The sequence below is a fragment of the Streptomyces zhihengii genome (genome assembly GCF_016919245.1).
In the GTDB taxonomy this organism is placed as follows: domain Bacteria; phylum Actinomycetota; class Actinomycetes; order Streptomycetales; family Streptomycetaceae; genus Streptomyces; species Streptomyces zhihengii.
This window is the reverse complement of record NZ_JAFEJA010000002.1, coordinates 1014673-1035303: the sequence shown is the minus strand read 5'-3', so window position 1 is coordinate 1035303 and position 20631 is coordinate 1014673. Positions and strand designations below refer to the sequence as shown.

Genomic DNA, 20631 nt, shown 5'->3' with positions numbered 1-20631 from the left:
GCCCGGGCCCGGGGCTACGCTGGGAGGCATGACCGAACGGAAACCGCCCGGCGTCAGCTTCGAGTCCTGGGTCGACCGCCAGGTCCGGCAGGCCACCGAGAACGGCGAGTTCGAGGATCTGCCGGGGTTCGGCAAGCCGCTGCCCGAGGACCCGGGCGGCTACGACGAACTGTGGTGGATCAAGGGCAAGATGCACCGCGAGGGTCTGGCGGTCCTGCCGCCGGCCCTCGCGCTGCGCAAGGAGGCGGAGGACGCGCTGGCCGAGGCGCTGCGCGCCCCCTCCGAGGCCGCGGTGCGGCGGATCGTCGCCCGGATCAACGAGCGGATCACCCCGGCGATGCTGCGCCCGCCGCCGGGGCCGCCGCTGGGCCTGAAGCCGTACGACGCCGACGCGGTCGTCGAGGAGTGGCGCCGCGGGCGGCGGTAGCGGCCCGCGGTCCGCCCGGGCTCCTCAGGCGGTCGGGTCGGCCGCGAGCCACTCGGCGACGGTGCGGGCGATGGGCTGGCCGGTCTCCAGCTCGACGAAGCCGAACTGGCCGCCCTGGTTGCACTCCAGGAACCACCAGGTGCCGGTGGCGTCCTCGGCGAAGTCGAAGGCCCCGTAGGCCAGTTCCGCCTCCTTCGTGTAGCGCTCCACGGCCCGGGCGACGGGCACGGGGACCTCGACGGGCTCCCAGGTGTGCCCGGTGTCGCCGAAGCGGCCGTCGACCTGCCCGGCCTCGGCGGTCTTGCGTGCGGCGAGATGGGTGCCGCCGACGCTGGTCAGCCGGATGTCGGCGGCCTTGGCGATGTAGCGCTGCAGCAGGGTGGGGCCGGCGGCGACCCCGGAGAAGTCCGCGTCGGGCGGGACCAGGGTCGTGGGCAGGGCCATGGGCGGGTCGCCGGGCGACTTGCCGGACACGGACTTCACCACGACATGGCGGTACTGCTCGGCGAACTTCCGGGCCATCGCGGGATACGTGGTGACCAGGGTCGCGGGCACGGGGAAGCCGCTGCGGTGGGCGAGGCGCATCTGCCACGGTTTGCGGCGTGCCCGGGCCGCCGCGCTGGGGTGGTTCATCCAGCGGGCGGCGGTGGAGTCGAGCATCCCGTACAGGGCGTGGCTGCTCTCGTCGGTCAGCCAGGAGGACGGATCGGGCGCGTGCGCGGCGGCCTCGCCCGGCCTGCGGATCCAGACCGAGCGCATCGCCTCGACGCTCGCCACCCGGCCGCCGGTGGACAGGTAGCCGCGGAACTCGCCGCGTACGTACTCGGCGGACAGCGCGACGTCCCCGGGGAGGTCGCCGGGGTCGAACCGGACGAGCGGGACGCCCAGTTCGTGCAGTTGCGCCACCACCATGTCCGCGGTGACGTCCTGTTCGCTCGTCAGCACCAGTACGGTCACGGAGTGCGGTCCGTCCCGCCGGTGGCCTGTCCGTTCATCGGGGCGGGCCGGTCAGTCGTCGAAGTGGGTGGCGGAGCCGGCCTTGGACGTCGTCGTGCCGGCCGCGGCCATCAGGGCGCGGTCGGCGATCGCGGGACGGCCGTCGGAGAGCACGTTCAGCTGGAGCGCCGCGTCGTACGCGTACGCGGTCAGGGCCGGTGCCTGCTCGGCGGGCCGTGCGTAGTTCCACGCGAACGGTTTCATCGCTGGTTTCCTCCCCTGCCCGCGCGGCAGCCCGGGCTTCATGACGGTACGTGGCGAGGTCGCCACAGTTTCACCACACAGAGTGACACTGTGAAAGCTCTTCACGGAAAGACCTTCGGATCCGAACATCTGCATCGGCGGTGACATGCCCCGCCGGTGCCATCCAGACAGACGCACCACAGGCCGTGAGGGTTTCAAGTTTTGGCCATGACGTGACGCAGATGACACGACAAAAGTCGCGAAACACAAGAAAGGCCCCGTCGTCGAGCGGTGTGCGGCACGCACTCCACTCAACGGCGGGGCCCCGGGAAAGTGTCAACCCGCCTGAGCCGGCGGGGCGTTCCCCGCTCCGAAGGCGACCCGCTCGACGGATCCGTAGGTCACCCCGTGGTCCGCGAGCACCTCCGCGACCACGCCCGGCCGGGCGGCGAGCGCCAGCAGCAGGTGCTCCGACCCGATGGCCCGGTCGCGCCGGCCGACGGCGATCCGCAGCGACCGCTCCAGGACGCCCTTCGCCTCGCGGGTGAAGGGCCGGTGCCCGGAGCGCGGGCGGCGGGGGGCCGGGAAGGCGGCGAGGGCGCCCTCGCCGTGCGCCTCCTCGACCCGTGCGACGATCCGGTCCACGTCGACGCCGAGCCCGGCGAGCGCCCGCTCGTCGGCCGCGGTCATCCCGCCGCGGCGCCGGGCCCCGGCCAGCGCGGCCTCCAGCCCCTCGCGCCGGTCGGCCGCACCGAGGGCCCGCAGGACGAACGCCGCCCGCCCCTCCGTCATGTCCAGCAGGGCGAGCAGCAGATGCTCGTCGGTGACGCGGGGTTCGCCGGTCCGCCGGCAGCGGGCGACCGCACCGGTCACCACGGCCCGGGCCTCCCCGGTGAAGCGTTCGAACATCACTGCCTCCCGTGCTTCTTGTGTACGGCCTGCCGGCTGACGCCGAGCTCCGCCGCGATGTCCTGCCAGGACCAGCCCTGGTTGCGGGCGCTGCGGACCTGGACGGACTCGAGCTGCTCCAGCAGCCGGCGCAGCGCGGCGACGGCCCTCAGCCCGATCCGGGGGTCCCGGTCGCCCGCCCGCTCGGCGAGATCGGTTGCTTCGGTCATGATGTCAACGTACATTGACACCTCTGACGCGTCAACCTTCATTGACAACGGTGAAGGCCCGCCCTGGCGTGTCCGCCCGCCCGGCGGCCCCCCGGGCGGCACCATGGGGCGGACACGACCGAGGAGCGGACCATGGACAGCGCCGACCTGCTGACGGATGCCTTCGACCGGGTGCGCGAGGTGGTGCACGACACCGTCGAGGGCCTGTCGGCGGACGACCTGGCCGCGCGGCCCGACCCGGGCGGCAACACCATCGCCTGGCTCGTCTGGCACCTGACCCGGATCCAGGACGACCATCTCGCCGGCGCCGCGGGGACCGAGCAGGTGTGGACGGCCGACGGGTGGGCCGAGCGGTTCGCGCTGCCCTTCCCGCCGGCGGCGACCGGGTACGGGCACACGGCCGAGGACGTCGCCGCTGTACGGGCCGGCGCCGGCGAGCTGCTCGGCTACCACGACGCCGTGCACGCCGCCACCCTGCGCCACCTCCGCACCCTCGACGCCGACGCCCTCGACCGGGTCGTGGACGCCTCCTGGACACCGCCGGTCACCCTGGGGGTCCGCCTGGTCAGCGTGATCTCGGACGACCTCCAGCACGCCGGCCAGGCGGCCTTCGTCCGCGGCCTCCTCCGGCGCCGCGGCGAGTGAGCCCGCCCGGGCCTGGGCCGTGTCTGACAAATCCCGCCTGGCGCGCGACGCCCGGCACGCACTCCCCCAGCTACCGCTGGGAGGTACCCCCATGCCGCGTTGTCGGAGTCATCCGAGTACGCCCAGTACGAGGATGATCCTCCGCCTTGCGATTGCACGCACCGGACGCCGCGCGCCCCGCCCTGCGGGCGGACGGCGCCATTTGTCAGACAAGGCCTAGGGCCGGACGGCGGGTGACCGGACGGGCGCACACCGTCGCCCCCGCTCCCCTCGCTGGTAGCGGCCGCCGGTGAGTGGCACGCTGAGACGGGGGTGTCTGCCCGACGACCCGGGAGGACGGATGGGACGTGACGTCCCGGCGCTGGTGTTCACCCGTGACGACCGCCGCCGCTACCGCACCAAGATGCAGTCGTGCCTGGACACCTTCGCGCAGATGCTGCGCGAAGCCCGTTTCGAGTTCGAGCGCCCCCAGGTGGGCCTGGAGATCGAACTGAACCTGGTCGACAGCTCGGGCGAGCCCGCGATGCGGAGCACCGACGTGCTGGAGGCCATCGCCGACCCCGCGTGGGACAGCGAACTCGGCCGGTTCAACCTGGAGATCAACATCTCCCCGCGGCAGCTCACCGCGGGCGGCCCGGACTCCTGGGAGCAGGAGATCCGCGACGCCCTCAACCACGCCGAGCGGCGGGCCGCGGACGTCGGCGCGCACCTGGCGATGGTCGGCATCCTGCCGACCCTGCGCCGCGACCACGTCGGCGCCGCCGCCCTCTCCGAGAACCCCCGCTACCACCTGCTGAACGAGCAGGTGTTCGCGGCGCGCGGCGAGGACCTGCGCATCGAGATCGACGGGGTGGAGCGGCTGCGGACGTACGCCGACACCATCACGCCCGAGGCGGCCTGCACCAGCACCCAGTTCCACCTCCAGGTCTCGCCCGACCGGTTCGCGGCGTACTGGAACGCGGCGCAGGCGATCGCCGGGGTGCAGGTGGCGCTCGCGGCCAACGCGCCGTTCCTGTTCGGCAAGGAGCTGTGGCGCGAGACCCGTGTCCCGCTCTTCGAGCAGGCGACCGACACCCGTCCCGACGAACTCAAGGTGCAGGGCGTGCGCCCGCGCGTCTGGTTCGGCGAGCGCTGGATCAACAGCGTCTTCGACCTGTTCGAGGAGAACCTGCGCTACTTCCCGGCCCTGCTGCCGCTCTGCGACGACGAGGACCCGAAGGAGACCCTGGACGGGGGCGACACGCCCCACCTCGCCGAACTGACGCTGCACAACGGGACGATCTACCGCTGGAACCGCCCGGTCTACGCCGTGGACCAGGGCAAGCCGCACCTGCGGATCGAGAACCGGGTGCTGCCCGCCGGGCCGACGGTGGCCGACATCCTCGCCAACGGGGCCTTCTACTACGGTCTGACACGCGCCCTGGTGGACGAGGAGCGCCCCGTGTGGTCGCGGATGTCGTTCCAGGCCGCGGAGGACAACCTGCACGCGGCGGCCCGGCACGGGATCGACGCCCGTCTGTACTGGCCGGGCATGGGCGAGGTGCCGGTGGCCGAACTGGTGCTGCGCCGCCTGCTGCCGCTGGCCCACCGGGGCCTGGAGGTCTCCGGGATGGACGCGCCCTGGCGCGAGCCGCTGCTCGGCGTCATCGAGCAGCGGTGCGTCACCGGGCGCAACGGGGCGGTGTGGCAGGCTGAGATGTTCCACCACATCGACCGCACCAGCCGGGTCGGGCCGCAGGAGGCGCTGCGCCTGATGACCCGCCAGTACCTCGACTACATGCACCTCAACGCCCCGGCCCACACCTGGCCCGTGGAGTAGGGCGGGGTGCGGGCCGGGGCGGGGTGGCACCGCCCCGGCCTAGCGGAGCACGTCCTTGCAGTAGTTGACCGTGCCGGTGGGGACGACGTAGCGGGCGGGGACCCAGACCTTGCGGCTGTCCCGGACCAGGTACCAGACGTCGTTGCCGGCGATGTTCTGCGCGCGGACCTTGCACACCAGGCCGACCTGGGCACGGTAGGCCAGCGTGCCCTTCACGGAGGAGTCGGTGCTCGGGTAGGCGCGCAGGTTCAGGCCGCTCTGGGCGGTGACGGTGCCGTACGGCTTGGCCGGCGCGGCGGCCGGGGCCGCGGCACCGGCGGGCGCGGCGACCGTCAGGGCCACACCGACGGCGAGCACACCGGCGGCGACACGGGAGGTGAGGCTTCCGGCCGGCCCGACACTGCGGATGGTGGTCATGGTCATCGAACGGCTCCGATCGGTGGACGGCCCCCCACTACCGGGCCGACCCTAGGGCGGCCGGGGCCCGTCACCGCGCAGAAATGCCCGGAAAGCGCCCGGGTTCGCCCCCAGGGGGCAACGCGGGCGCGCCCGCCGCGCCCCGGAACGGCGGCCGGCCCGGGGAGCGTTCCGCTCCCCGGGCCGTGCCGGGACCGTGCGCGCCGCGGGCCGTGCCGGGACCGTGCGCGCCGCGGGTCACACGTCGGGGTAGATGTCCCCCGTGCCCATCGCGGACTCCTGATCGGACTGGGCCTTCAGGCGCTGGGCCTTGTCCTTCAGCCGCTGGGCCTCCTTGGGGTCGCTGCTGCGGCTCGCGGCCTCGTCCAGCTCCTTCGCCTTGTCCCGCATCTGCCGCACCCGGCCGCGGGACTCCTCGATACCGCTCATGATCACTCCTCGTGCGTGTCGAGCACTGACCACCCAGCGAAACAGGGCGGCCGCGCGGACGCATCTCGAAGGCCGGCCGGCGCCGGTCAGGCGGCGGCGAGGGCCGCGGCGGCGGCCTCGCGGGCGCCGGCCCGGTCGGCGGCGATCAGGCCGATGCGGGTGCGGCGGTCGAGGACGTCGGACTCGTCGAGCGCGCCCTCGTGGCGGACGGCCCAGACCAGTTCGGCGCCGGTCACGGGGTGGCCCGGCACCACCGGGCGGGCGAGGGACGGGTCGGCCAGCCCGAGGGCGTGCACGGCCGGGGCCTCGGCGCCGTAGCGGCGCACCAGCCGGCGCGGCACGTCGAGCGCGGCCAGCTCGGCCGGGCGGGCGGCGCCCACCAGCGGGAGGGACGCCGTGCGGCAGGGGCCCGCGGCGAGGCGGCCGGCCCGGACGGCGGCGTCCACGGCGTCCTGGGCCATGCGCCGGTAGGTGGTGAGCTTGCCCCCGACGACGGTGACGACTCCCCCGGGCGAGGTGACGACCGCGTGCCGTCGGGAGATGTCGGCCGTGCGCCCGGGGCCGTCGCCGGTGTCGAGCAGGGGGCGCAGGCCCGCGAAGGCGCCCACCACGTCGGCGCGGCCGAGGACGACGTCGAGCGCGGAGCCGAGCACGTCGAGCAGGAAGCCGATGTCGGTCTCGGGGACCTCGGGCACGTCGGGGACGTCGCCGTCGACCGGCTCGTCGGTGAGCCCGACGTAGACCCGGCCGTCGCCCTGGGGCAGCACCAGCACGAAGCGGTTCCGCTCGCCCGGGATCGGGATGTGCATCCCGGCCGCGAGGCCGCCCAGCGCCTCGGAGCGCAGCACCAGGTGGGTGCCGCGCGAGGGGCGCAGGCGGACGTCGCCGACCAGGCCGCCGGCCCACACACCGGCGGCGTTGACGACGGTGCGGGCGCGGATCTCGGACTCCTCGCCGGTGAGCTCGTCCCGGACGCGGGCGCCGGTGCCGGTGAGCGCGAGGACGCGGACGCGGGTCAGGATCCGGGCGCCGTGGGCCGCCGCGGTGCGGGCGACCGCGGTCACCAGACGGGCGTCGTCGGTGAGCTGCCCGTCCCAGGAGAGCAGTCCGCCGCGCAGTCCGGTGGGCCGCAGGGCGGGGGCCATGTGCCGGGTCTCCACCGCGGACAGGGCGCGGGGCGCGGGGAGGGTGGCGCGCGAGGTGCCCGCGGCGGCGCGCAGCAGGTCGCCGGCGCGGAACCCGGCCCGGGCGATCGCGGCCTCGGCGCGGGAGACCAGCGGGGTGAGCGGCAGCACGAACGGCTGGGCGCGCACCAGATGGGGCGCGGTGCGCTCCATCAGGACGCCGCGTTCGACGGCGCTCTCGTGGGCCACGTCGAGCTGGCCGGTGGCGAGGTAGCGCAGTCCGCCGTGGATGAGCTTGGAACTCCAGCGGGAGGTGCCGAAGGCGAGGTCGTGCGCGTCCACGGCGACGACGCTCAGGCCGCGGGAGGCGGCGTCGAGCGCGGCGCCCGCCCCGGTCGCGCCGAGCCCGACGACCAGGACGTCCGCCTCGGTGCGGGTGCCGGCGACGGCGGTCAGTTCACGGGTGCGGCGGGCCGCGTGGAGCGAGGCGGCGGCCGGGGCGTGGGGGTTCACGGTGCGAGGGTCCTCTCCAGAAGGGTGCGCAGTTCGCCGAGGAAGGCGGCGTCGGTGAGCTCCTCGTCGCCGGCGTCGGTCATCGTGCGCAGGGACATGGCGAAGGACTGCACGACGAGGAGCAGCGAGCGGGCCTGCCGGACGGTGTGGGCGCGCCGGACGGATCCGTCCGCGTGGCCCTCCTCCAATCCGCCGGTGATGAGGCCGAGCAGGGCGTCCTGGCTCGCGCCGCGGCGGTCGAGGAGGTAGGGGAGCAGCAGTTCGGGGTCGACGTCGAGGATCTTGTGGAACAGCGGATGGCCGCGGAACGCCTCGACACCGGCGACCAGCCCGTCGACGATCCGGGACCGGGTGGGGACGCCGGGCTGCTGCCCGGGCATGGCGCCGACGGCCAGCGCGATCCACTCGCGGGTCATCAGGTCACCGACGAGGCTGCGCACGTCGGGCCAGCGGCGGTAGAGCGTCATCCGGGACACCCCGGCGCGCCGGGCGACATCGGTGAGGGTCGTGCGGCGTACGCCGACGGCGAGGACGCAGTCGCGTGCGGCATCGAGCACGGCGTCTGCGTCCGACTGGTTGTGACGAATGGGCGTCATCTGTCACAGTGTAATGCCAGGGCGGGCCGCGCGGCAGTGCACCCCGCGAACCGACGGTGAGGAAGAGCGACGTGGACATGTTGTGGAGCGGCTGGGGCGACCCGGCCAAGGCGGCCCCCCTGCCCGACGCGGTGACCGGTCTGCTGCGCGACCTGCTCGGCGTCACCCGCGGCGCCGGGGGCCCCGCGTCCCCGGCCGACGTCGAGGTCCCGGCCACGCCCCTCGACGCGAAGACGCTCGCCGCGCTGGCCGACTGCGTCGGCGGCGCCGCGCACGTGGACACCGCCGCCGAGGCCCGGCTGCGCCACACCCGCGGCAAGTCCACCCCCGACCTGCTGCGCATCCGCTCCGGCGACACCGCCGACACCCCGGCCGCGGTCGTGCTGCCCGGCAGCCACGACGAGGTGCTCGCCGTGCTGCGGTGCTGCGCCGAACAGGGCCTGTCCGCCGTGCCGTTCGGGGGCGGGACCTCCGTCGTCGGCGGTCTCGCGCCGGACGCAAGGCGCCCGTTCGTCGCCCTCGACCTGCGCCGGCTCGACCGGCTGGTCCGCGTCGACGACGTCTCGCGCACCGCCACCCTCGAACCCGGTCTGCGCGGGCCGCGGTGCGAGGCGCTCCTCAACGAACAGGGCTGGACGCTGGGCCACTTCCCGCAGTCCTTCGAGTGGGCGACGGTCGGCGGTTTCGCCGCGGCCCGCTCCAGCGGCCAGGCGTCGGCCGGTTACGGCCGCTTCGACGAGATGGTCCTCGGACTGACCGTGGCCACCCCCGAGGGCACCCTGGAGACCGGCCGCGCGCCCCGCTCGGCCGCCGGACCCGACCTGCGCCAGCTCCTGCTCGGGTCGGAGGGGGCGTTCGGCGTGATCACCGCCGTCACCGTGCGCATCCGGCCGCTCCCGGAGCGCCGTGTCCACGAGGGCTGGCGCTTCCCCTCCTTCGAGGCCGGGGCCGCCGCGCTGCGCGCCCTCGCCCAGGACGGGCCGCGGCCCACCGTGCTGCGCCTGTCCGACGAGACCGAGACGTTCATCGGGCTGGCCCAGCCCGACGCCATCGGCAGCACCGACGTGCCGGCCGCGGGCGGCTGCATGGCGATCGCCGGGTACGAGGGCACCGCCGAGGACACCGCCGAACGCCGGGAGCGCGCGGCCGCCGTGCTGGCCGGCCTCGGCGGGGAGTTCGCCGGCGCGGAACCGGGCGAACGCTGGGCGCACGGCCGCTACGACGCCCCCTACCTGCGCGACGCGCTGCTGGACGCGGGCGCGTTCGCCGAGACGCTGGAGACCGCCGCCTTCTGGTCGGCGATCCCGGGGCTGTACGCGGCGGTGCGCACCGCGCTGACGGACACCCTGACCGAGGGCGGCACCCCGCCGCTCGTCATGTGCCACATCTCCCACGTGTACGAGAACGGCGCCTCCCTGTACTTCACCGTCGTCTCGGCGCAGGGCGAGGACGCCCTCGCCCACTGGGACACGGCGAAGCGGGCGGCCAACGAGGCGATCCTGGCGGCGGGCGGCACCATCAGCCACCACCACGGGGTGGGCACCGACCACCGCGACTGGTACGCCCGGGAGGTCGGCCCGCTCGGGGTCCGTATGCTGCAGGCCGTCAAGGCCGAGACCGACCCCGCCGGCGTCCTCAGCCCCGGCGTCCTGCTCCCCGTCCGCTGACCACCGAGCCGCCCGGAGGCGTATCCATGCGACAGTTCACCGCCGTCGTCAACCCCACCGCGGGGAGCTCCAGCGGTACGGCGGCGCTCCTTCCCGTCGCCCGGCTGCTGCGCGAGGCGGGCGCCGAGATCGACACCCAGTACAGCCGGAGCCTGGAGCACGCCCGCGAACTCGCCCGCCGGGCGGGGGAGGCGGGCAGGGCGGTGCTCGCCGTCGGCGGCGACGGGATGGCCGGCTGCGTCGGCGGGGCGCTCAGCGGCACCGGCACCGAGTTCGGCCTGGTGCCCGCGGGCCGCGGCAACGACTTCGCCCGCGCGCTGGGGATGCCGTCCGACCCGGGTGAGCTCGCCGGCGTCCTGCTGCGCGGCACGGCCCGGCCCGTCGACACCATCGAGGTCAGCTCCGCGGTGCACGACGGCATATCGGTGCTCGGCAGCGTGTACGCGGGCGTCGACGCCGTCGCCAACCGGCACGCCAACACCTCCCGGCTGCTGCGCGGCGCGGCCTCCTACTACGCGGGCGGGCTGCGGGCGGTGACCGCCTGGCGGCCCGCCTCGTACCGGATCACCGTCGACGGCGTCCTGCACGAACGCCGCGGCTACACCGTGGTCGCCGCCAACTCCGGCTTCTACGGCTTCAATCGGCGGATCGCCCCCGGGGCGCGCGTGGACGACGGCAGTCTGGACGTGGTCGTCATCCACGACGCCCCCAAGCGCCTGTTCTTCGCGATGATGAACGAGCTGAAGACCGGCGCCCATGTGCGCCGCCCGCAGGTGGAGATCCTCAGCGGCAGGGAGATCCGCATCGAGGCCGAACGCCCGCTGCCCTACGGGGCGGACGGGGAAGTGGACGCGGCACTGCCGGTGACCGTCCGGGTACAGCCCGGAGCGCTCAGGGTGCTGTGTCCCGAACCCGTTCCGGAAATTTCGTCCCGCCGGTAGCGATCAAGCGGGAGGAGTGTGACGTTGGATGCATGAGCTGGGCATCCTGGACTACTCCTGGTGTGTATTCCGGACACGGCGGCGTCCTGACCGAAGAGGTCGGTGTCGTGTCGGGCGACCTCACGGTGCATACCACCTGGGTCGACGGCGAGGCGGCCGTCACGGTGCAGTACACCGGGGCCGCCGACTGGTTCACGATGTCGGGCAGTCCGGCACCGTGCCCCTCCGAAATGGCGAGCCGTGATCTCCACGACGCGGTGATCGAAGCGGTCCGCGGACCGACGACGGCGACGGTGCCCCCGCTGCCGCAGGCGTCGGCCGAGATCGACTGAGCGCCCCGAGGACACAGACCCCCCACGGGGCAGGGAACGCCCGCCGCACCGGCGGGCGTCTCCTGCGTGTCCGGGCCCGGGGCGGCGCGATCGCTCAGCCGGTGCGGAGGACCCGGAAACGGGCGGGGTCCGCCGGGTCACGGTCGGCGACCTGGACGGGCGCCCACGCCCACTGCCACACACCGCTGCCCGGCGTCCGGGAGAACCGGACCGGTCCGCGGGTCCCCTCGGCCCCGGCCCGCCCCCATGACGCGGCGATCGCCGCCCGGTCCGTGCCGTGCGCGCGCAGCGCCCCGGCGAGGACGGTGACCGTGTCGTAGCCCTCGAAGGCCACGAACGAGGGCTCCTCGGCCAGCCGCTCGCGCAGCGCCGCCCCGACGCGGACGCCGAGCGGGCCGGGGTGCTCGGGCAGATAGCGCAGGAACGGGACGCCCGCGCCGTCGGCGCCCAGCGAGGCCGCCCACCCGGCGAACTCCGGCTGCCCGGCGGGCGCCCCGACCAGGAGGCCGGCGAGGCGCGGATCGCGGCGGACCGCCCGGACCAGCGGCACCGCGGGCTCCGGATACCCGGTCAGCACCAGCAGGGCCGTGGCACGGTGGCCTGCGAGCGCGTCGCACACGCCCGAGGGGCCGAGCGCGGGCATGTCCAGTGCGGTGACGGTGCCACCGTGCGGCGCCAGACGCTCACGGAGGATGCCCGTCCCGGCGGCCCAGTAGACGCTCGCGTCGGCTGCCACGGCGATGTGCCGGTGGCCCGCGCCGAGGAGGAAGTCGCCGTAGATCCGCCAGCCGTGGGACTGCGCCGGGGCGATCCGTGCCACCCCTTCCGCCGGCCGGTCGGTGAGCGCGTCGAGCACCGCCGACGAGCAGAGGAACGGCAGGCCGAGGGCGGCGGCGCGGGCGGCGGCGGCACGGGCGACCACGCTGTGGTACTCCCCCGCCAGCGCCGCCACGCCCAGCGCCGCGAGGTCGTCCACGGCCGCCTCGGCCCGCCGCGGGTCGGCCGCCGTGTCCCGGACCACCAGGTCGAGCGGGGTCCCGCCGATCCCCCCGGCGTCGTTGACGTCGCGCACGGCGAGTTCGAGACCGGCGAGCAGGTGCGCTCCCGCCTCCGCCCAGCCGGGCCTGGTCAGCGGGACGAGCGCCCCGATCCGCACGGACGGCCCGCCGGCCCGCACGGCCCCGGACGGTTTCGACGGCGTACTCACGAGACGGTAACCCCCTCTGACGACGCGTCCGCCCTGCCCGGACGGCACGGCGGCCGGGCCCCGGGGCGGCCTCCGTGCGGCACGGCGGCCGCTCCCCGGGCGGCCCTGCAGGACATTGATCCACCGCCCACGCCGAGGGGCAAGCGGATATCCGGCGGCCGGACCGCCGCCCCGGGCGGCTACCGTGGGGCCGTCCCGGCCGGGACGCCCCCGCCGCCTTCCAGGAAGTGCCCTCACCGTGCTCGTCGCCCGTTCCATCGCCCTGTTCGCCGTCGCCGCGCTGTTCGAGATCGGCGGGGCATGGCTCGTCTGGCAAGGGCTACGGGAGCACCGCGGCTGGGTGTGGGTCGGTGCGGGGGTGATCGCGCTCGGGCTCTACGGAGTGGTGGCCACCTTCCAGAGCGACGACAACTTCGGCCGCATCCTCGCCGCCTACGGAGGGGTCTTCGTCGCCGGGTCGATCGCCTGGGGCATGGTCGCCGACGGGTACCGACCCGACCGGTACGACGTGGCCGGCGCCCTGATCTGCCTCGTCGGCATGGCCGTCATCATGTACTCACCGCGCTCCCACTGACCCGCCGCCCCCACCGCGCGCCACCCGCTTCAGGTAGCCCTCGCGGTCCAGCGGATCGGCGTCGGTGCGCGGGCGCACCGGCGGGGCGCCGGCGACCGGCCGGTAGTGGTCGAAGACGGTCTCCAGCACGCCCTCCCCGCTGGTGAGCGACGGGACACGCCGCTCCAGCGCGTGCACGGAGGCGGCCGGCAGGTCGCCCTCGACCACGTACGAGCGGGCTCCCGGCAGCGTGTCGCGCGGGACCGCGCCGTGGCGGGCCAGCACCGGCAGCACCTGCCCGTACTGGGCGGCGGGCACCTCCAGCCGGAAGCGGTGCACCGGTTCGTGGACGCGTGTGCCCGCCCGGCGCAGGGCGTCCATCAGCACCAGCGGGGTGAGGTTGCGGAAGTCGCCGGCCGTGCTCGACATGCTCTTGTCGAAGACGGCGTGCGCATGGCTCTGCCGGGCCGCGTAGCCGGAGTGGGTCAGGGTGACGACGCAGTCGTGCACCTGCCAGCCGTACAGCCCCTGTTCGAGGGTGCGGGCCACCGTCTCCTCGATCGCGGTGACGAACGCGGCGGGCAGCGAGCCCAGTTCGACCTCCAGCCGGAACGAGGACCCCGATCCGGCCGCCGCGGGATCGACGCGCAGGCCCACGGTGGCGAGGTACGGATTGGGGTCCGTGTGGATGAACTCGGCCGCCGCGCCCGATCCGGTGGGCCGCTCGGTGTGGACGGTCGTCGTCCCGCGGAACCGCACACCGAGCCCGTACTCCTCCGCGAGCGTCGCCTCCACGACCTCCTTCTGGACCTCCCCGTAGAGCGACAGCGAGGTCTCGTGCCGCACCTCGTCCTGCCGCAGGCCGATCAGCGGGTCCTGCTCGGCGAGCCGGGCCAGGGCCTGGTGGAGGGCGCCGCGCTCCTCGGGGCGCACCGGTTCCACCACCGTCTCCAGGCTGGGCGGGGCGAAGTGGCCGCCGTGGACCGCCTCCGGCCCCGGGGCGCCGAGGGTGTCGCCGACACGCGCCCGGCCGAGGCCGCGGACCACGGCGATCTGGCCCGCCGACACGGCGTCCCGCTCCACGGGCACCCCGTGTTCGATGACCCGGATGCCGGTGACCCTGGCCGGGAGGCCGTCGCCGCCGACCGGTACCCGCTCGCGCAGCCGTGCCGTGCCGGAGAACAGCCGCACCCACGCCGACTTGTCGCCGTCCGGACCGCGTTCGACCGCGAACACGGTGCCGGAGAGCGGACCGCCCGGGTCCCCGGCGGCCGGGGGCAGCAGTCCGGTGATGCCGTCGATCAGCGCGTCGACACCGGCGCCGGTGATCGCCGAGCCGAAGTACACCGGATGCGCACGCCCCGCACGGGTGGCCGCCGCGAGCGCGCGGCCGAGCCGCTCCCCGGACGGCAGCGCGCCGTCGACCCAGGAGGCGAGCAGTGCCTCGTCGAAGTCGGCCAGGAGCGCGGTCAGTTCGGTGCGGAAGGAGTCTCCGGTGCGGGGGGTGCTGGACGCCGCGCGGGTGCCGAGGGCCTCGGTGCGGCTCATGGCGATGTGGGCCGGGGTCAGCTTCTCGCCGATGGAGGCCAGCAGTCCGTCGCGGCGGGCCCCGCTCCGGTCGATCTTGTTGACGAAGATCAGCGTGGGCAGGCGCAGCCGCTGGAGCACCCGCATCAGCACCCGGGTCTGCGCCTGGACGCCTTCGACCGCGGAGACGACGAGCACCACGCCGTCGAGGACGCCGAGCGCCCGCTCGACCTCGGCGATGAAGTCCGGGTGGCCCGGGGTGTCGATCAGGTTGACGGTGGTGTCGCCCGCGTCGAAGGAGGCGACGGACGCCTTGATGGTGATGCCGCGCCGGCGTTCCAGCGCGAGGGTGTCCGTACGGGTGCTGCCGGCGTCGACGCTGCCGAGCGCGTCGATGGCGTGCGTACGGTGCAGGAGCCGCTCGGTCAGGCTCGTCTTGCCGGCGTCAACATGCGCCAGGATTCCCAGGTTCAGCGTGTGCACGAAGTGTCATGTCCTTGAGATGGGGGGCGTTTCCTTCCTGGGTGGACATGAGAGTTCCGCGCATGATCTGGCCTCCTGGCTCGGTCCGGCGTCGTTCGCCGGCGCACCCCGCGAGTGCAGCAGACGGGCCGCCCCGCGGACAACCGGATTTCGGGGGCGGCGGGGCCCGGCGCGGCGCGCGTGCGGTCCCCCGTCCGCACGCGCGCCGCCGCGCGCCGGGCCGTTCCGGCATCCCCGTGCACACCGGAACGGCCCGGCGGGATCAGTGGAGCCGGGCCACCGCGGTCGCCGTGGTCCGCTGGAACGCGGCGAGCGGCGCGCCGTCCAGCTCGCCGAGCTGCCCCCACTGCACGACGGTCACGGTCCGGCCGTCCCGGCCGACGGACCACAGGGCTATGTCGGTCGAGCCGACCTCGGGGTCGTGGGTGTCGATGCTGTAGACGTTCGCACCCTCCTCGACGTCCACCGGCCCGTGGTGGAACGCCTCGCCCTCCAGGCCCGGGTAGCCCGCCTTCATCCGGTCGAGGCAGGTCTCGACGGCGAGCCGGAGCCGGTCGGCGAGCTGCGCGGCCTTCGCCGGGGTGGCGGCGACCGTGGTCGTCTGGCGGGCGGTGGTGTCGAGCTCGGTCCTGAAGTCCCGGTACCGCGTGCCGGTCGCGGGCGTCGTGCCCGCCGTGCAGAACGACTCGTCGGCCGGCAGGCCCTTGCGCACCGGGTCCGCCGTCCACGGCGTGCTCGCCGCGGGCAGGTCGCCCGGGGCGAGGAAGCGCGGCACGGCGGCGGAGTACGCCGTGGGGCCGCCGGCGGCCGCGGGCGCGGCGGCCGCCGCCGTCAGCGCGGCGCTCACGGCGAGGGCCGAGGCGAGGCCGGCGCGGGTGAACCTGCGGGTGCTGCCGGGGGTGTTGCTGCGGGTGTGGTTCATGGCTGGTGTTCCCCGTGGGTCGTGGTGGGTCGTGGTGGGTCGTCTCCTGTCGAGACGTCCACCAGCGTCGGCGCGGCCGGACCGGCGGGCAATGTCCGACGGGTCATCAGGAACGGTGGAACCGTTTCACCCCCGGTGACGTGGGGGTTTCACAGAGGGGTGAAATGCGCTCGGGAACGGGCGCGGGAGAGGAACGGCCATGACGGACACACCGCGCCGGACGGACACCGAGGAGTTCGCGGCCCGGCTGCACGCGCTGCGGACCGCCTCCGGCCGCACCTACGAGTCCCTGGCCCGCCGCGTCGGCGTCGGCGCGGCGACCCTCCACCGCTACTGCTCCGGCCGGACCGTCCCGATGGAGTTCGCCCCCGTGGAACGCCTGGCACGGGTCTGCGGCTGCACCCCCGAGGACCTCGCCGACCTCCACCGCCTCTGGCTCTCGGCCGACACGACCCGCCGCACCCGCCCCGTCCCGACGGGGGGTGCCGCCGGGGGCGGCGGTGAGGGGGTCGCCTCGGGCGGGGGCGCCGCCGGGGCGGCGGGGGTTGCGGCGGGCGGGGCGGCCCGGGGGCCCGAGGGCCCCGGAGCCCCGGCAGGCCGCATCGAGGGTGCGACGCCGGGCGGAGGCGCCGCCTCCGGCGCGGGGGCGGCCGAGCGCCACGCGGTAACGGACACGAAGGCGCCCGGGACCGCCGGGCCGACGGTGCGTCAGGGCACCGCCTCCGGCGCGGGAGCCGGCGGAGAAGCCGGCTCCGGCGCCCCCGCCGCCGACACGGCGGGCGGGGCAGCCCGGCGGCCCGAGGTCCCCGGAGCCCCGGCGGGGCGCGCCGACGGCGCGACGCGGCGTGGAGGCACCGCGGCACGGGTGCGGCGGAGGTGGGTGGCGGGGGTGGTGGTCGCCGGGGTGACGAGTGTGTTCGCGCTGGTCGCCGGGTTCCGGGAGCTCGGCGCCCCGGAAGGCGGCGTCCCGGCGCCGCCCGCGCGGGCCGCGACGGCGCCCCCCCCGCGACCGCCCCGCCCCGCGGGGCGTCCTCGCCCTCCCCCACTCCGTCGCCGTCGGCCGCTGCCGCCGGGACCGATGCGCCGGTCTCCGCGACGCCCTCCCCCGGTGACCGCCCCGCCGCGACGGGCGCGCCGATCGCCTGGACCGGTGACGACCACGTCTGGCAGGGGGCCTGCGGGCACACCTATGTCATCGGGCGCGGCCCGGCGGCCGTGCCGCCGCCGCCCACGCAGGCGGACGCGGCGTCCTGGGCCTCCGCCCTCGGCGCGCTGCACGGGGGCGAGACGCTGGTCCGCGTCACCGTGCAGGGCACCGGCGGGCAGCCGGTGGTGCTGGAGTCGATGCAGGTCAGGGTCGTCCAGCGGCGTGCGGCGCGGGAGCTTCCCGCGTACCGCATGAGCTCCGGCTGCGGCGGTTCGCTCACCCCGCGGCTCTTCGAGGTCGACCTGGACCGGGCGCGGCCGGTGGCGCGTCCGGTGCCCGGCAGCGACTCGGGCGTGCCGATCCCCGCGGTGTCGTTCCCCTACACGGTCTCGTCGTCGGACCCCGAGGCCCTGCTCGTCTCCGGGCGTTCCGTCGCCTGCGACTGCGACTGGGTCCTCGACGTGGCCTGGAGCAGCGGCGGCCGGTCGGGCACCGTGCGGATCGACGACGGCGGCCGGCCGTTCCGCACCACCGGAGTGCGGGGCGGCGCCGTGTACGACTACGACTACACGAGCCGGGGCTGGACGGCGGCGGGCGCCGGGACGGAGGCGGACCCCGGTGCCGGCACCGAAGCCGGTCCCGGGGCCGAAGCCGGTCCCGGCACCCGCACCGGCACGGCCCCGGCCGCCGACCCTCCCACGGCCACCCGCTGAAATTGCCGAACCGGCAAGGTTCTTTGCCCGCGGTGGCCCCCCGGGCGCACCATCGGGCAGGACGGCGGAACCCGCCGTCCCACGAGCCCCCGAGGAGCGCATCGATGAGCCAGCACCACACCACCGGGACCGGCGCCGGGGCGGGCCAGGAGTTCTGGGACGCCCGCTACCTGGAGAGCGACCGGATCTGGAGCGGGAACCCGAACGCGGCGCTCGTCACCGAGGTGACGGACCTGGCGCCGGGCAGCGCGCTGGACCTCGGCTGCGGCGAGGGCGGCGACGCGATCTGGCTGGCGCGCCGCGGCTGGCGGGTCACGGCGACGGACATCTCCGGCGTCGCGCTGGACCGGGCGGCCCTGCACGCGCGGGAGGCCGGGGTGGCCGAGGACGCGATCGACTGGCAGCGCCACGACCTCGCGCTGTCGTTCCCCGAGGGCCCCGAGGGCCCCGAGGGCGGCTTCGACCTCGTGTCGGCGAGCTACCTCCACACCCCCGGGGACATGCCCCGCGAGCAGATCCTGCGCCGTGCGGCCGCCGCCGTCGCGCCCGGCGGCGTGCTCCTCGTCGTGGGGCACGCGGGGCCCGGCCCGTTCGACCCGGAGGCGCACCACGACATGTACTTCCCCACCCCCGACGATGTCTTCGTCTCCCTGGAACTGCCGTCCGGCGCCTGGCGGGTGGAGCGCGCCGAGGAGTTCGAGCGGACGCAGAACGGCCCCGACGGACGCCCCGGGCTGCGCCGGGACAACGTGCTCAGGGTGCGCCGCGCGGCGGCCTGACCTCCGGCACCGGCCCCGGGCGGCGTCCCCGGCCGCCCGCCCGGTGCGGTCGCCGCGGGACGCCGCCCGGCAGATGATGAAGACGTGGATGAAGTGCGTCGGGTGCTCCGGCGCTCCTGACGCACCGGGCCACTTCTGCGGCCCACTGCGCGCCGGAAAGGGAAAGGCCATGGCCGACGACACTGGGCGGGACGACGACCAGGGGCGGGGCGACGACGTCTACCAGCCCGAGCACTCCGACACGGGCAACCGTCCCGACGGGGAACTCGACCTGGAGAACGTGATCGGCGAGCGCAGCCTGGACGACATGATGGAGGAGGGGTACTCGCCCCTCGACCGTCCCCTGGTGGTCGGCCGGCACGGCACCACCGGTGAGGAGCTGGCCCGCGGCGAGAGCCTGGAGCAGCGCCTGGCCCAGGAGGTGCCGGACACGGCCTCCCCGGACGGGGACGGCATCGGCGATCTCGCGGACGGCGACGGCGAACCGCTGGACGGCGAGTCGGGCCGCGCGCGGTCGGGCAGGCTGGCCGCGGTGGACGACATCGCGCCGCGCCGCCACAACGACGTGGTCGCCCGGGACGTCGGCATCGACGGCGGGGCCGCGTCCGCCGAGGAGGCCGCGATGCACGTGATCGACGGCGAGGAGGAGAGCGAGGCGGAGGAGTACGTGCCGTCCGCCGCCGACTCCGCGCCGCGGACGCCCCCGGGCACCTGAACCTCCCGCGTACCCCGCCCACCTGCACGGAGTCCCCGTGCACCGCGCTGTGCGCCCGCCCCCGCGAGGCCGCCGGCCGGCAGGCGTTCCCGGCCGGCGCCGGCGCGCGCTGTTGAACGGCGCCGAGGTGGGCACCCGGCCCGTAGCGGGACCGCGACCGCGGTCCACGACCGGCTGATGAAGGGGAGCGGACATGTCGGACGACACCACCGCCGCGGACCAGGCACGGGGCGACGACGTCTACCAGCCCGGGCACTCCGACGCGGACAACCGTCCCAGCGGCGCGTTCGACCCGGAGAACGTGATCGGCGAGCGCAGCCTCGACGACGTGATGGAGGAGGGCTACTCGCCGCCGGAGCGCCCCCTCGGAGTGGGCCGGCACGGCACCACGGGCGCCGAGGCCGAGGAGGGCGAGACGCTGGACGAACGGCTGGCGCAGGAGGTGCCGGACGTGACGCCGCCGGACGGGGACGGCATCGGCGACCTGGCCGGCGGCGACGGCGAACCGGCCGGCGAGATCGCCGGGGGCGCCCGGGCGGGACGGCTCGCCCCGGCCGACGACCCCGCGCCCCGCAGGCCCGCGGGGACCGTCGCGCGGGACGTCGGCATCGACGGGGGCGCGGCGTCCGCCGAGGAGGCGGCCGTGCACATCGAGGAGGAACCCGGCGCGGACGACGGCACCGGCCCTCCCGCCCGGTGGGAGTGAGCGGCGATGCGCTTCGCCGACCGGGGGGAGGCGGGCCGGGAGCTGGCGGCCTCGGTACTGGTGCGCCACCGCGCCGGTGAGCTGCGGTCCCCGTACGTGCTGGCGCTGCCGCGCGGCGGCGTGCCGGTGGCGGCCGAGGTGGCACGGGCGCTGGACGCGCCCCTGGACGTGGTCGTGGTGCGCAAGATCGGCGCCCCGTTCAACCGGGAGCTGGGGGTGGGCGCGCTGGCCGGCGAGGCGCCGCCGCTGTTCGACACCCGGGCGCTGGAGTCGCTCGGGCTGTCCGCCGACGGTCTCGGCGACCTGGTCGCGGCCGAGCGCGCGGAGCTGCGCCGCCGCGAGCAGGTCTACCGCGCGGGCCGCCCGGCGCCGGTGCTGGGCGGCCGCACGGCCGTCCTCGTCGACGACGGGCTGGCCACCGGTGTGACGGCACGGGCCGCGGTGCGGGCCGTGCGGGCCATGGAGCCCGCGGCGGTGGTGCTGGCGGCGCCGGTGTGCTCCCGGGAGGCGGCCGGGACGCTGCGGGCGGAGGTCGACCAACTGGTGACGCTGTACACGCCGTGGCCGTTCCACTCCGTCGGCCAGTGGTACCACGACTTCACCCAGGTCGGGGACGATGAGGTGGTCGCGGTCCTGCGGGACGCGGCGGCGGCGCGGCCTCAGTGACGGCCC

At 75.7% G+C, this 20631-nt stretch carries 23 protein-coding genes and 1 pseudogene; 13 read left to right on the top strand and 11 right to left on the bottom strand.

Annotated elements, in window-relative coordinates:
- Positions 1-28: 28 nt before the first annotated feature.
- Positions 29-427, top strand: a complete 399-nt coding sequence (locus tag JE024_RS32230; RefSeq protein WP_205377422.1) for a DnaJ family domain-containing protein — start codon at positions 29-31, stop codon at positions 425-427.
- Positions 428-451: 24 nt separating this feature from the next.
- On the opposite strand, the gene tgmB is transcribed toward JE024_RS32230, so the two are convergent.
- From tgmB to JE024_RS32210, 4 genes are all read right to left on the bottom strand, one after another.
- Positions 452-1384, bottom strand: coding sequence for an ATP-grasp ribosomal peptide maturase (gene tgmB, locus JE024_RS32225; protein WP_205377421.1), 933 nt, complete (start codon positions 1382-1384; stop codon positions 452-454).
- Between the two features lie 51 nt (positions 1385-1435).
- Positions 1436-1627: a putative ATP-grasp-modified RiPP gene (gene tgmA, locus JE024_RS32220; protein ID WP_147989659.1), complete on the bottom strand. Its 192-nt coding sequence runs from the start codon at positions 1625-1627 to the stop codon at positions 1436-1438.
- A 315-nt stretch (positions 1628-1942) separates the two neighbouring features.
- Positions 1943-2515, bottom strand: coding sequence for a Clp protease N-terminal domain-containing protein (locus JE024_RS32215; protein WP_205377420.1), 573 nt, complete (start codon positions 2513-2515; stop codon positions 1943-1945).
- Positions 2515-2724 (bottom strand): HTH domain-containing protein, encoded by a 210-nt coding sequence (locus JE024_RS32210; RefSeq protein ID WP_205377419.1) that lies wholly within the window; start codon positions 2722-2724, stop codon positions 2515-2517. The genes JE024_RS32215 and JE024_RS32210 overlap by 1 nt, the downstream gene beginning before the upstream one ends.
- A gap of 132 nt (positions 2725-2856) precedes the next feature.
- Between JE024_RS32210 and JE024_RS32205 the strand changes: the two genes are divergently transcribed.
- Together JE024_RS32205 and JE024_RS32200 are read left to right on the top strand one after the other, a co-directional pair.
- A complete protein-coding gene (locus JE024_RS32205; RefSeq protein ID WP_205377418.1) occupies positions 2857-3369 on the top strand; it encodes a mycothiol transferase in 513 nt (170 codons plus the stop codon).
- A 340-nt stretch (positions 3370-3709) separates the two neighbouring features.
- Positions 3710-5188, top strand: coding sequence for a glutamate-cysteine ligase family protein (locus JE024_RS32200; RefSeq protein ID WP_205377417.1), 1479 nt, complete (start codon positions 3710-3712; stop codon positions 5186-5188).
- Between the two features lie 39 nt (positions 5189-5227).
- Here JE024_RS32200 and JE024_RS32195 read toward each other — a convergent pair whose 3' ends face one another.
- The 4 genes from JE024_RS32195 to JE024_RS32180 all read right to left on the bottom strand — a co-directional run bounded on the left by JE024_RS32195 (position 5228) and on the right by JE024_RS32180 (position 8267).
- Positions 5228-5611 carry an SH3 domain-containing protein gene (locus tag JE024_RS32195; RefSeq protein ID WP_205377416.1) on the bottom strand — a complete coding sequence of 128 codons (384 nt, stop codon included), beginning with the start codon at positions 5609-5611 and terminating at the stop codon, positions 5228-5230.
- 231 nt (positions 5612-5842) lie between these two features.
- On the bottom strand, positions 5843-6034 hold the full coding sequence (locus JE024_RS32190; protein ID WP_205377415.1) for a DUF6381 family protein: 192 nt from the start codon (positions 6032-6034) through the stop codon (positions 5843-5845).
- An 86-nt stretch (positions 6035-6120) separates the two neighbouring features.
- Positions 6121-7671: a glycerol-3-phosphate dehydrogenase/oxidase gene (locus JE024_RS32185; RefSeq protein ID WP_205377414.1), complete on the bottom strand. Its 1551-nt coding sequence runs from the start codon at positions 7669-7671 to the stop codon at positions 6121-6123.
- Positions 7668-8267: a TetR/AcrR family transcriptional regulator gene (locus JE024_RS32180; protein ID WP_205377413.1), complete on the bottom strand. Its 600-nt coding sequence runs from the start codon at positions 8265-8267 to the stop codon at positions 7668-7670. Before JE024_RS32180 ends, JE024_RS32185 begins: the two co-directional genes overlap by 4 nt.
- A gap of 71 nt (positions 8268-8338) precedes the next feature.
- Here JE024_RS32180 and JE024_RS32175 point away from each other — a divergent pair, with 71 nt between their 5' ends.
- The 3 genes from JE024_RS32175 to JE024_RS32165 are packed head-to-tail and all read left to right on the top strand — an operon-like array spanning position 8339 to position 11207.
- Positions 8339-9934 carry an FAD-binding oxidoreductase gene (locus JE024_RS32175; RefSeq protein ID WP_205377412.1) on the top strand — a complete coding sequence of 532 codons (1596 nt, stop codon included), beginning with the start codon at positions 8339-8341 and terminating at the stop codon, positions 9932-9934.
- A gap of 26 nt (positions 9935-9960) precedes the next feature.
- Complete coding sequence (locus tag JE024_RS32170) at positions 9961-10875, top strand: diacylglycerol/lipid kinase family protein (protein ID WP_205377411.1); 915 nt, start codon at positions 9961-9963, stop codon at positions 10873-10875.
- A 32-nt stretch (positions 10876-10907) separates the two neighbouring features.
- Positions 10908-11207: a hypothetical protein gene (locus tag JE024_RS32165; protein WP_205377410.1), complete on the top strand. Its 300-nt coding sequence runs from the start codon at positions 10908-10910 to the stop codon at positions 11205-11207.
- Positions 11208-11301: 94 nt separating this feature from the next.
- Here the strand turns inward: JE024_RS32165 and JE024_RS32160 are convergent, their stop codons facing one another.
- Complete coding sequence (locus JE024_RS32160) at positions 11302-12414, bottom strand: ABC transporter substrate-binding protein (protein WP_205377409.1); 1113 nt, start codon at positions 12412-12414, stop codon at positions 11302-11304.
- Positions 12415-12652: 238 nt separating this feature from the next.
- On the opposite strand from JE024_RS32160, the gene JE024_RS32155 reads away from it, so the two are divergent.
- Positions 12653-12988 (top strand): YnfA family protein, encoded by a 336-nt coding sequence (locus JE024_RS32155; protein WP_205377408.1) that lies wholly within the window; start codon positions 12653-12655, stop codon positions 12986-12988.
- On the opposite strand, the gene JE024_RS32150 is transcribed toward JE024_RS32155, so the two are convergent.
- Positions 12971-14977: an elongation factor G gene (locus JE024_RS32150; protein ID WP_205377407.1), complete on the bottom strand. Its 2007-nt coding sequence runs from the start codon at positions 14975-14977 to the stop codon at positions 12971-12973. The genes JE024_RS32155 and JE024_RS32150 overlap by 18 nt on opposite strands.
- A gap of 262 nt (positions 14978-15239) precedes the next feature.
- Positions 15240-15899, bottom strand: a complete 660-nt coding sequence (locus JE024_RS32145) for a hypothetical protein (protein ID WP_244883295.1) — start codon at positions 15897-15899, stop codon at positions 15240-15242.
- A 199-nt stretch (positions 15900-16098) separates the two neighbouring features.
- Here JE024_RS32145 and JE024_RS41350 point away from each other — a divergent pair.
- The 6 genes and pseudogenes from JE024_RS41350 to JE024_RS32120 form a co-directional block, all read left to right on the top strand.
- A pseudogene (locus JE024_RS41350) lies at positions 16099-16263 on the top strand (helix-turn-helix domain-containing protein); the annotation flags it as partial.
- Positions 16264-17114: 851 nt separating this feature from the next.
- Entirely contained in the window at positions 17115-17759 is a 645-nt protein-coding gene (locus JE024_RS41345; RefSeq protein ID WP_244883654.1) for a hypothetical protein, read from the top strand.
- A gap of 104 nt (positions 17760-17863) precedes the next feature.
- Positions 17864-18538: a class I SAM-dependent methyltransferase gene (locus JE024_RS32135; RefSeq protein ID WP_205377406.1), complete on the top strand. Its 675-nt coding sequence runs from the start codon at positions 17864-17866 to the stop codon at positions 18536-18538.
- Positions 18539-18707: 169 nt separating this feature from the next.
- Complete coding sequence (locus JE024_RS32130) at positions 18708-19253, top strand: DUF5709 domain-containing protein (RefSeq protein WP_205377405.1); 546 nt, start codon at positions 18708-18710, stop codon at positions 19251-19253.
- 193 nt (positions 19254-19446) lie between these two features.
- Positions 19447-19959: a DUF5709 domain-containing protein gene (locus JE024_RS32125; protein WP_205377404.1), complete on the top strand. Its 513-nt coding sequence runs from the start codon at positions 19447-19449 to the stop codon at positions 19957-19959.
- 6 nt (positions 19960-19965) lie between these two features.
- Positions 19966-20625 (top strand): phosphoribosyltransferase, encoded by a 660-nt coding sequence (locus tag JE024_RS32120; RefSeq protein ID WP_205377403.1) that lies wholly within the window; start codon positions 19966-19968, stop codon positions 20623-20625.
- The last annotated feature ends 6 nt before the right edge of the window (positions 20626-20631 follow it).

What these genes read in the sequence shown, in the direction of transcription:
- JE024_RS32230 (WP_205377422.1), top strand. Translation starts at nt 29, where the DNA reads ATGACCGAACGGAAACCGCCCGGCGTCAGCTTCGAGTCCTGGGTCGAC.
- tgmA (WP_147989659.1), bottom strand. Translation starts at nt 1,627, where the DNA reads ATGAAACCGTTCGCGTGGAACTACGCACGGCCCGCCGAGCAGGCACCG.
- JE024_RS32215 (WP_205377420.1), bottom strand. Translation starts at nt 2,515, where the DNA reads ATGTTCGAACGCTTCACCGGGGAGGCCCGGGCCGTGGTGACCGGTGCG.
- JE024_RS32210 (WP_205377419.1), bottom strand. Translation starts at nt 2,724, where the DNA reads ATGACCGAAGCAACCGATCTCGCCGAGCGGGCGGGCGACCGGGACCCC.
- JE024_RS32205 (WP_205377418.1), top strand. Translation starts at nt 2,857, where the DNA reads ATGGACAGCGCCGACCTGCTGACGGATGCCTTCGACCGGGTGCGCGAG.
- JE024_RS32200 (WP_205377417.1), top strand. Translation starts at nt 3,710, where the DNA reads ATGGGACGTGACGTCCCGGCGCTGGTGTTCACCCGTGACGACCGCCGC.
- JE024_RS32195 (WP_205377416.1), bottom strand. Translation starts at nt 5,611, where the DNA reads ATGACCATGACCACCATCCGCAGTGTCGGGCCGGCCGGAAGCCTCACC.
- JE024_RS32190 (WP_205377415.1), bottom strand. Translation starts at nt 6,034, where the DNA reads ATGAGCGGTATCGAGGAGTCCCGCGGCCGGGTGCGGCAGATGCGGGAC.
- JE024_RS32180 (WP_205377413.1), bottom strand. Translation starts at nt 8,267, where the DNA reads ATGACGCCCATTCGTCACAACCAGTCGGACGCAGACGCCGTGCTCGAT.
- JE024_RS32170 (WP_205377411.1), top strand. Translation starts at nt 9,961, where the DNA reads ATGCGACAGTTCACCGCCGTCGTCAACCCCACCGCGGGGAGCTCCAGC.
- JE024_RS32165 (WP_205377410.1), top strand. Translation starts at nt 10,908, where the DNA reads ATGAGCTGGGCATCCTGGACTACTCCTGGTGTGTATTCCGGACACGGC.
- JE024_RS32145 (WP_244883295.1), bottom strand. Translation starts at nt 15,899, where the DNA reads ATGAACCACACCCGCAGCAACACCCCCGGCAGCACCCGCAGGTTCACC.
- JE024_RS32135 (WP_205377406.1), top strand. Translation starts at nt 17,864, where the DNA reads ATGAGCCAGCACCACACCACCGGGACCGGCGCCGGGGCGGGCCAGGAG.
- JE024_RS32130 (WP_205377405.1), top strand. Translation starts at nt 18,708, where the DNA reads ATGGCCGACGACACTGGGCGGGACGACGACCAGGGGCGGGGCGACGAC.
- JE024_RS32125 (WP_205377404.1), top strand. Translation starts at nt 19,447, where the DNA reads ATGTCGGACGACACCACCGCCGCGGACCAGGCACGGGGCGACGACGTC.
- JE024_RS32120 (WP_205377403.1), top strand. Translation starts at nt 19,966, where the DNA reads ATGCGCTTCGCCGACCGGGGGGAGGCGGGCCGGGAGCTGGCGGCCTCG.